Consider the following 9080-nt stretch of genomic DNA (forward strand, 5'->3'; position numbering starts at 1 on the left):
TCGCCCTCATGCGCCCAGGCATGGTGCGCCCAAGTGACGGCCACGCCCGACAGCAGCAGGATCAGCGTGTTGATGAACGGCAGGTGCCAGGGGTCGAAGGTCTCGATCCCGGCGGGGGCCAGACGCCGTCGGTGATGGGGCTGTTCTCGCCCATCGGGTACATCGCGTGCTTGATGAAGTTCCAGAACAGCGACACGAACAGCATCGCCTCGGACATCACGAACAGGATGAAGCCGTATTGCAGGCCGATGCGGACCACCGGGGTGTGGTCGCCCTGCTCCGCCTCGCGGACCATGTCGGCCCACCATGCAAAGGCGATGTAGGTGGTCGCGACCAGGCCGATCGCGAACATCCAGGGGCCCGAGATCGGCGCGCCCATGACGGTCACCTCGCCGGACATCCAGGCCACCGCGCCGAACAGCATGACAAAGACCGCGATGGCGGTCAGGAACGGCCAGACCGAGGCCGGTAGGATGTGATAGTCGTGGTTCTTTGCATGCGCCATGTCGGATCCCCGTCGGCTCCCTCGTGTATTCGGCTTAATTGATGGTGTCGGCCGCGCCGGTGTCAAGCGCAGCGCTGCGCGGCTCGGTCCGATGGAAGGTATAGGACAGCGTGATGTCGCGGACATGTCCGGCATCGCGGTCGTCCACAAGTTCGGGGTCCACGTAGAAGCTGACCGGCATCTCGATCCGCTCTCCGGGCTGCAGCGTCTGCTCGGTGAAGCAGAAACACTCGACCTTGATGAAGTAATAGCCCGAAACCTCGGGGGCGACGTTGTAACTGGCCGTTCCGGTCAGCGGCACGTCGGACGTGTTCACGGCCTCGTAGAAGGCCAGACCGCTTTCGCCGATCTTCAGGTCCATGCGGGCCTGCATCGGGCGGAAGGTCCATTCCAGGTTGGAATCGGTGTTGGCGTCGAAACGGACGCGGACGACCTCGTCCAGGACCTGGTCGGACGTCGTTTCCGACACCTGCGTGGTGCCGCCGAAGCCGGTCACGCGGCAGAACCAGTCGTAAAAGGGCACGGCGGCCCAAGCCAGCGCGCCCATCGTGACGACGACGCCCAGCAGCATGGCAACGGTGCGGCCTTCGGGGCTGAGACGCTTCATTCGGTCACCTCCTGCACGGGGGTCCGGGCAACGGCCGGAGCCTGGGGTTCGATGGGCGTCAGCGAGACGCGGGGCTGGTGGTCATAGCCTTCGACCAAGCCACCCTCCTGCACCTTGACCACCGTCAGACCAAAGACCAGCGCGACAAAGCCCAGCAGCACGACGCCCAGCCCCACGTTGCGGGACCGGCGGCGGCCGTGAATCTCGTGTTCGGTTCTCAGGGCCATCTACCAGCCTCCCATCCAGCTTTGCACCAGCAGTGCCAGGAAATGCAGGAACAGATAATACAGCGACAGCTTGAAGACCCGCCGCTCGACAAGATAGCCATCCGCGATGGCGGCGTCCTCGTTCCGGCGCAGGACCTGCCAGCCGCCGCGGATGAAGGCCGCGTTCAGTACGACCGCAACCGCCATGTACAGCGGCCCGCCGACCGACGTCAGCCCCAGCCACAGCGCAAAGGGCGCCAGCACCAGCGTATAGGCAAAGATGTGGCGACGCGCGACGCGGCGACCGTGGGTCACGGTCAGCATCGGCACGCCCGCGTTGTGATAGTCTTCCTTCATGAACAGCGCCAGCGCCCAGAAATGGGGCGGCGTCCAGAAGAAGACCAGCGCGAACATCAGCAGCGATTCGATGCTGATTCCGCCGGTGGCGCAGGCCCATCCGATCATCGGAGGAAAGGCGCCCGCGGCGCCGCCGATGACGATGTTCTGGGGCGTCCAGCGTTTCAGCCAGACCGTATAGACGACGGCATAGAAGAAGATCGTGAATGCCAGGAACCCGGCCGCGAACCAGTTCGCCACCAGCCCCAGCATCATCACCGAGATGATCGACAGCACCAGCCCCAGGCCCAGGGCCGCGCTGTGCTCGACCCGGCCCGACGGGATCGGGCGGCTTTGGGTGCGGTTCATGATCGCGTCGATATCGCGGTCGTACCACATGTTCAGCGCGCCCGACGCGCCGCCGCCCAAGGCGATGAACAGCACCGAACAGAAGGCGATGAAGGGATGCACGTCGACCGGGGCCACGAACAGGCCGACAAAGGCCGTGAAGACGACCAGCGACATCACACGCGGCTTCAGCAGCGCGACATAGTCGCGGAACTCGCCCTCGGGGGCTGCTTCATATGCGTTGATATCGGTCATCGCGCCTGCAATCTTTGTTCCTTGGCCGTGCCGGCAGGATGCCGCCACGGGCCTGGGTCTGTCGGCCTTCAGTCGGCGCGGGCCAGGTCAACCTTTGCCGCAGCGTCCAGGCTGGCGGTCGGCGCGGGCTCGTCGCCCATCGTGCCGCCCTGTTCGGCGACCCAAGCCGCGTAAACCTCGGGGCTGACGGCCTTGACGACGATCGGCATGTAGGCGTGGTTGATGCCGCACAGCTCGCTGCACTGGCCGAAATAGGTGCCTTCCTGTTCGACGTTGAACCAGGCCTGGGCGATGCGGCCCGGAACGGCGTCCTGCTTCACGGCGAATGCGGGATGGTCCAGGAATGGATCACGTCGCTGGCGGTCACCTGCAGCAGCACGGTCTGGCCGACGGGCACGACCACGGCGGTATCGGTCGCCAGCAGGTATTCGTCGGGGGCATAGCCGTTCTCGGCCAGTTCCTCCTCGGGCAGCATCAGCGAATCGAAGGCGATGCCGTTTTCGGGATACTCATAGCCCCAGTACCACTGGTAGCCCGTGGCCTTGATCACGACATCGGGATTCTCGGGCATCTCCTGGCTGCGGAACAGGATCGGCAGCGAGAAGGCACCGATGGCGACCAGGATCAGCACCGGGACCAGGGTCCAGCCGATCTCCAGCGGGGTGTTGTGCGTGTATTTCGCGGGCACCGGGTTCGCCTTGGCGTTGAACCGGAAGATCACGTACAGCAGCAGCAGACAGACGAAAACGGTCACGGCCGTGATGATGATCAGCACGAAATAATCCAGCCATTGCTGATCGCGGGCCAGTTCCGTGGCGGCCGGCTGAAAGCCCATGCCTCCCGCGACCGGCTTGCCGATCGTGGGCAGATCGCCCAGCACGCCCTGTGCCATCGCCGTCCCGGCGAGCATGCTCGCCGTCGCGAACCCAGTCGCTGCCGCGAATGCACGGCCCATCATCGCTTTTGCCATCATTCCATCCCGTTGCAGTGGCCCGGTCCCAATGACCGCAGGGGCTGCCGGGAGGCTGCCCCTTTTCCTTTCACAGTGACCGTTCTATGACCATATCTCGCCCTCACGGGCAAGACATACCTACAGCATTTCCCCGTCCAAAGGAAACGCGACCCCCTGCCGCGCCTGTCCGCAGACCCGTCCCCGCCCGCCAACCGCCAGGAGATCCGCCATGACCCGCCCGTCCTTCGACCCGTTCTCGACCGACCTGGACCGGGACGGCGCGCTGCAGATCCTGCGCGACGCGGTGGCCGGCGCCGATGACGGAGAGCTGTTCCTGGAACGCAGCCAACAGGAATCGCTGGTCTTCGACGACGGGCGCCTGCGCAATTCAAGCTTCATGGCCGGGCGTGGTTTCGGCCTGCGCGCGGTTCTGGGAGAGGTCACGGGCTATGCCCATTCGACCGACATCTCCACGGCATCCCTGCGCCGCGCGGCCGAGACCGCGCGTCTGGCAGTCGGTCGCGGCGGCGGCACGGCGGCGATGCAGCCCGCGATGCAGCCGGTGAACCTCTACCCCGCGATCGACCCGGCCGAGGGAATCTCCACCGCCCGCCGCATCGCGCTGCTGCGAGAGATCGACGCCTTCGCCCGCGCGCTGGACCCGCGGGTGGTGCAGGTGACCATCTCGATGGGCAGCAGCCTGCAGGAGATCGCCATCCTGCGCCCCGAAGGCGGGCTTGCCACCGACATCCGGCCCATGACGCGCCTGAACGTCGCCGTGATCGTCGAGAACAACGACCGCCGCGAAAGCGGCAGCGCGGGCGGCGGCGGACGGCACGCGCTGGAACAGCTGATGGCCCCCGACCACTGGCAGGGCTTGGTCCACGAGGCGCTGCGCATCGCGCTGGTCAACCTGCGGTCGGTGCCTGCCCCCGCGGGCGTCATGGACGTGGTGCTGGGGCCGGGTTGGCCCGGCATCCTGCTGCACGAGGCCGTGGGCCACGGGCTGGAGGGCGATTTCAACCGCAAGAAGGCGTCCGCCTTTGCCGGCCTGATGGGCCAGCGCGTCGCGGCCCCCGGCGTCACCGTGGTTGACGACGGCACCATCGAGGGCCGCCGCGGCAGCATCAACATCGACGACGAGGGCACGCCCCCTGCCCGCAACGTGCTGATCGAGGACGGCATTCTGACCGGCTACATGCAGGACCGCCAGAACGCGCGGCTGATGGGCGTGGCCCCCACCGGCAACGGGCGGCGCGAAAGTTTCGCCAACGTGCCGATGCCGCGGATGACCAACACCTTCATGCCGGGGGGCGACGCGGACCCCGCGGCGATCCTGGCCGACCTGCGCGACGGCATCTATGCGGTGGGCTTTGGCGGCGGCCAGGTCGACATCACCAACGGCAAGTTCGTGTTCAGCTGCACCGAGGCCTATCGCGTGAAGAACGGCGTCGTGGGCGACCCGATTCGCGGCGCGACGCTGATCGGCGACGGCGCGACCGCCCTGCAGCAGATCCGCGCCATCGGAAACGACATGGCGCTGGACCCCGGCATCGGCAATTGCGGCAAGCAGGGACAGTGGGTTCCGGTGGGCGTGGGCCAGCCCACGCTGATGATCGGCGGTCTGACGGTCGGCGGCTCGGCCGCCTGAGGGCGCGCGCTAACGGATTGTTAACCACCGCGGGGCTATCCTGGGGCTGTCCTTCCAAAGGTGCCCCATGACGATCGGACTTGCCCCTGCCCGTTTCGGCCTGCCCGCGTCGTCGGTCGATGACGACCTGTCCGTGCTGCGGCTGATCCGGTCGCGGCGGGTCGGTCCCACGACCTTTCACCGCCTGATCGCCGAACATGGCAGCGCCCGTGCCGCGCTGGAGGCGCTGCCCCGCATCGCGGCCCAGTCCGGCATCGCCGACTATGCCGTCTGCCCCGAAGGCGTCGCCGCAGCCGAACTGGCCGCCGGACGACGCGCGGGTGCGCGGCTGGTCCGCCATGACAGCCCCGATTATCCCGACAGCCTGCGCCAGATCGACGGCGCGCCCGCGATCCTGTGGGTGCGGGGCGACCCGGCTTGGCTGTCGCGCGACGTGATGGCGGTGATCGGGGCGCGCAACGCATCATCCCTGGGGCTGCGCATGGCGCGCGGCATGGCGATGGGTCTGGGAGAGGCCGGGTTCACCGTCGTCGCCGGGTTGGCGCGCGGGGTCGATACCGCGGCCCATGCCGCGGCCCTGCCCACCGGGACCATCGCGGTGATGGCCGGGGGCGTCGATGTGATCTATCCGGCGGAAAACGCCGAACTGGCGGCGCGGATCGCGGAATGCGGCGTGTTGGTGTCCGAACAGCCGCCGGGCACGGAACCCGCGGCGCGGCATTTCCCGACCCGCAACCGCATCGTCTCGGGCCTGTCCCAAGGCGTCGTGGTGATCGAGGCCGCGCAGCGTCCGGCACCCTGATCACCGCCCGCAATGCGCTGGACCAGGGGCGCGAGGTCATGGCGGTGCCCGGCCACCCGATGGACGCACGCGCCGCAGGCTGCAACGCGCTGATCCGCGACGGGGCGACGCTGGTGCGCAGTGCCGCCGACGTGGCCGATGCGCTGGCGCAGACGCGCCCCTGCCCGCCCCGTCGCCATCGCCACGCCCGAACCCCTGCCACCGCCGCGCGATCAGGGCGGCCCGATCCAGCTGGAAAGCCGCATCCTGCAGCGCCTGTCCCCCTCTCCGACCGAGGAGAACGACCTGATCCGCGATCTGGGCGTGCCCGCCGCGACCGCCAGCGCGGTGATCCTGTCGCTGGAGCTGCAGGGGCGCGTCACCCGGCTGGCGGGGGGTCGTCTGGCGCTGTCGTGACGCCCGTCTTGCGGTCTTGTGCTGTCACCCCCCGTTGACACTGCCCCGCCCGGCACCCATCTTGCCGCCCCATTGCAGTTGTCCGAGGTCATCATGCCCGTCGTCGTCGTCGAATCCCCGGCCAAGGCCAAGACCATCGAGAAATACCTGGGTTCCGACTATCGGGTTCTGGCCAGTTTCGGCCATGTCCGCGACCTGCCCCCCAAGGATGGCAGCGTCGATACCGACAACGATTTCGACATGAAGTGGGAGGTGGCGGCCGACAGCCGCAAGCACCTCAAGGCGATCAAGGACGCGCTGAAGGACGACCAGACCCTGATTCTGGCCACCGACCCCGACCGCGAGGGCGAGGCGATCAGCTGGCACCTGCTGGAGGCGCTGGCCCCTGCCCTGAAGAAGGGCGCCGAGGTCAGCCGCGTGACCTTCAACGCCATCACCAAGACCGCCGTGACCGAGGCGATGGCCCGCCCGCGCCAGATCGACCAGCCGCTGGTCGACGCCTATCTGGCGCGCCGCGCGCTGGACTATCTGGTGGGCTTCAAGCTGTCGCCGGTCCTGTGGCGCAAGCTGCCGGGTGCCAAATCGGCGGGCCGGGTGCAGTCGGTCTGCCTGCGCCTGATCGTCGACCGCGAGATGGAGATCGAGGCCTTCAAGGCACGCGAATACTGGTCCGTCCATGCGCGCTTGGCCACGCCGGGCGGCGACGAATACGATGCCGCGCTGGTATCGCTGGCCGGCAAGAAGCTGGACCGCTTCGACCTGGCCGCCGCCGATCAGGCCGCCATGGCGCTGAGCGCGGTGGCCAGCCGCGATCTGAAGGTGACGTCGGTCGCGGCCAAGCCTGCCAGCCGCAACCCCTGGCCGCCCTTCATGACCTCGACCCTGCAGCAGGAGGCCAGCCGCAAGATGGGCATGGGGGCCAAGGCCTGCATGTCGGCGGCGCAGCGTCTGTATGAGGCCGGGCTGATCACCTATATGCGGACCGACGGCATCGACATGGCCCCCGAGGCCGTGATGGCCGCCCGCGACGCGATCAAGGCCAAGTTCGGCGAGAAGTACCTGCCGAAATCGCCGCGCATGTACAAGAACAAGGCCAAGAACGCCCAAGAGGCGCACGAATGCATCCGGCCGACCGACATGATGCTGTCGCCCGACAAGCTGAAGCTGACCGCCGACGACCAGCGCAAGCTGTACGACCTGATCTGGAAACGCACGATCGCCAGCCAGATGGAAGCCGCCCGGATGGAGCGCACCACGGTCGAGATCGCCAGCCCCGACGACCAGGTCGGCCTGCGCGCCACCGGCCAGGTGATGCTGTTCGACGGCTTCCTGCGTGTCTATGACCAGGGCCGCGACGACGATGACGGCGAGGACAGCGCCCGCCTGCCCGCGATCACGCAGGGCGAGGCCGCGCGCCTAGTCGCCAACGCCTTTGACGACGAACTGGCCAAGGCCCGCGAAAAAGGCGGCGACGCGATCGCGGCCCCCGCGGGCCTGAAGGGCGGGCCGGGCCTGCTGGTCAGCGATGCGGCCCAGGCCGCCGCGCGCCAGCATTTCACCCAGCCCCCGCCGCGCTATACCGAGGCCACGCTGGTCAAGCGGATGGAAGAGCTGGGCATCGGCCGCCCGTCGACCTATGCCAGCATCGTCACCACGATCCAGGACCGCGAATATGTCCGCAAGGACAAGAACCGCCTGATCGCGGAGGACAAGGGCCGGTTGGTCACGATCTTCCTGCTGAAGTATTTCCCGCGCTATGTCAGCTATGACTTCACCGCCGACCTGGAGAACGAGCTGGACGAGATCAGCGCCGGCGACCGCCTGTGGCGCGAGGTGCTGTCGCGGTTCTGGAAGGACTTCTCCAAGGCGCTGGAGGGTACGTCCGAGCTGCGCATCACCGAGGTGCTGGAGGCGATCGACGACGCGCTGGCCCCGCACCTGTATCCGCCCCGCGCGGATGGCGGCGATCCGCGCGTCTGCCCGGTCTGCGGCCAAGGGCGCCTGAACCTCAAGACGGCGCGGTCGGGCGGCGCCTTCATCGGCTGCACCAACTATCCCGAATGCCGGTACACCCGCCCCCTGTCCGCCCCGGACGGAGAGGCGCCGATCGGCGACCGCGTGCTGGGCGAAGATGCGGGCGACCAGATCAGCCTGAAGACCGGGCGCTTTGGCCCCTATGTCCAGCGCGGCGAGGCGACCGAGGAGGCCCCCAAGCCGCCCCGCGCCTCCATCCCCAAGGGGTGGGAGGTCGCGACGCTGGATCTGGACCAGGCCGTGCAGCTGCTGGCCCTGCCCCGTCCTGTCGGCCCCCATCCCGAGGACGGCGTGCTGATCGAGGCCGGGATCGGCCGTTTCGGCCCCTATGTGAAGCATGGGTCGAAATACGCCAACATCGCCGATGTCGACGAAGTCTTCACCATCGGCATGAACCGCGCAGTCGAGGTTCTGGCGGCCAAGCAGACCCGCGGTCGCGGCGCCGCCGCGGCCCCCCTGCGCGAGATGGGCGATCATCCCGACGGCGGCCCGATCCAGATCTTGGGCGGCAAGTACGGCCCCTATGTCAAATGGGCCAAGGTCAACGCGACCCTGCCCCGCGACGTCACCCCCGAGGATCTGACCGTCGAACAGGCGCTGGAGCTGATCGCGGCCAAGGCCGCCAAGTCGCCCGCCAAGGCCAAGAAACCGGCCGCCAAGAAGGCCGCGCCCAAGGTGGCCGCCAAGAAGCCAGCGGCCAAGAAACCGGCGGCAAAGAAGCCCGCCGCCAAGAAGCCTGCCGCGAAAAAGGCCGCGGCCAAGCCCGAGGCGGAGTAGGACCGGGTGGCGGCGCTAACACGCCGCCCCTGCGATTGACACTCGCGCCAGCGCACGCAACAACTTGGGCCGACAAACGGGATCAAGGACGGGAGGACCGATGAAAAAGGTCTATGCCACTGCTGGCGAGGCTCTTGACGGGGCTTTTGCATGACCGGGATGTTCATTGCAGCGGGGGGGTTCCGGCCTGTGCGGCATCCCCGAGCTGCCT

Annotated in this window: 5 protein-coding genes and 3 pseudogenes; 3 read left to right on the top strand and 5 right to left on the bottom strand. The window is 67.9% G+C overall.

The window, feature by feature from the left end; genetic code table 11:
- From TY51_RS16355 to coxB, 5 genes and pseudogenes are all read right to left on the bottom strand, one after another.
- Window positions 1-505: pseudogene (locus TY51_RS16355) on the bottom strand (cytochrome c oxidase subunit 3); the annotation flags it as partial.
- A 34-nt stretch (window positions 506-539) separates the two neighbouring features.
- Complete coding sequence (locus TY51_RS16360; RefSeq protein ID WP_042251439.1) at window positions 540-1112, bottom strand: cytochrome c oxidase assembly protein; 573 nt, start codon at window positions 1110-1112, stop codon at window positions 540-542.
- The gene (locus tag TY51_RS16365) at window positions 1109-1339 is read right to left on the bottom strand and encodes a hypothetical protein (RefSeq protein WP_042251440.1); all 231 of its coding nucleotides are present in this window, start codon (window positions 1337-1339) and stop codon (window positions 1109-1111) included. Before TY51_RS16365 ends, TY51_RS16360 begins: the two co-directional genes overlap by 4 nt.
- Complete coding sequence (gene cyoE / locus TY51_RS16370; RefSeq protein ID WP_042251443.1) at window positions 1340-2257, bottom strand: heme o synthase; 918 nt, start codon at window positions 2255-2257, stop codon at window positions 1340-1342.
- Window positions 2258-2325: 68 nt separating this feature from the next.
- Window positions 2326-3212: pseudogene (coxB, locus tag TY51_RS16375) on the bottom strand (cytochrome c oxidase subunit II).
- A 226-nt stretch (window positions 3213-3438) separates the two neighbouring features.
- Here coxB and tldD point away from each other — a divergent pair.
- The 3 genes and pseudogenes from tldD (at window position 3439) to topA (ending at window position 8869) form a co-directional block, all read left to right on the top strand.
- Window positions 3439-4860: a metalloprotease TldD gene (gene tldD, locus TY51_RS16380; RefSeq protein ID WP_042251445.1), complete on the top strand. Its 1422-nt coding sequence runs from the start codon at window positions 3439-3441 to the stop codon at window positions 4858-4860.
- A gap of 67 nt (window positions 4861-4927) precedes the next feature.
- Window positions 4928-6058 (top strand): annotated as a pseudogene (dprA, locus tag TY51_RS16385) (DNA-processing protein DprA).
- Window positions 6059-6151: 93 nt separating this feature from the next.
- Complete coding sequence (gene topA / locus TY51_RS16390) at window positions 6152-8869, top strand: type I DNA topoisomerase (protein ID WP_042251448.1); 2718 nt, start codon at window positions 6152-6154, stop codon at window positions 8867-8869.
- Window positions 8870-9080: the final 211 nt, after the last annotated feature.

This window comes from Paracoccus sp. PAMC 22219 (assembly GCF_000787695.1).
Taxonomy (GTDB): Bacteria; Pseudomonadota; Alphaproteobacteria; order Rhodobacterales; family Rhodobacteraceae; genus Paracoccus.